General features: G+C 43.6%; 1 protein-coding gene. It reads right to left on the reverse strand.

Annotated features, from left to right (window positions below; all coding sequences use genetic code 11):
* Positions 1-141 precede the first annotated feature (141 nt).
* On the reverse strand, positions 142-540 hold the full coding sequence (locus R7R78_RS28800) for a hypothetical protein (RefSeq protein WP_069504656.1): 399 nt from the start codon (positions 538-540) through the stop codon (positions 142-144).
* Positions 541-550: the final 10 nt, after the last annotated feature.

Consider the following 550-nt stretch of genomic DNA (forward strand, 5'->3'; position numbering starts at 1 on the left):
AGAGTAAGAGAGAACAAACCCAATACCAACGCCATAAAGAATATGGACGCGAGTTGAGTCGCTTTAGTAATGTGATTCATAGTGATTCCTAATTAATAACAAGTGTAGAAAATGGCTGGCGTTTTCGGCCAGAATCACTTGTCATTCTCGGAACACACAAAAGGTAAGATGAATTCGATGTTTGTCGTAGATGGGCTCAGTCCATTGCCTTGCGTTAACAAAGGCACTGCATCGCCAAACTGCGGCTAAAACAATGCCAATGAACAAAACGACAATGAAGGCTTCGAGCTGATGCTGGGTAAACTGAATCAACTTTTCAGACAGTTCACACTTACTCGGCTCTTTGACTTTATCAGCTTTCACAACATGAGCATCATCGCTAGATAAAGCAGAAACCAAGGTTTGGTCATCACTCATCGAGCATGCCGAAACCAAACCAGAATTTTGCATCAGACACACGACGGTGACCCAGCCAATCATTGCTAGCAGCCATTTCGCGCGCTTTTGAGGCGTGCCTTGTCGTGAAATCAATAAGCTCATAAAAAGTCAG

The sequence above is a fragment of the Vibrio sp. 2134-1 genome, from assembly GCF_033339495.1.

What these genes read in the sequence shown, in the direction of transcription:
- R7R78_RS28800 (WP_069504656.1), bottom strand. Translation starts at nt 540, where the DNA reads ATGAGCTTATTGATTTCACGACAAGGCACGCCTCAAAAGCGCGCGAAA.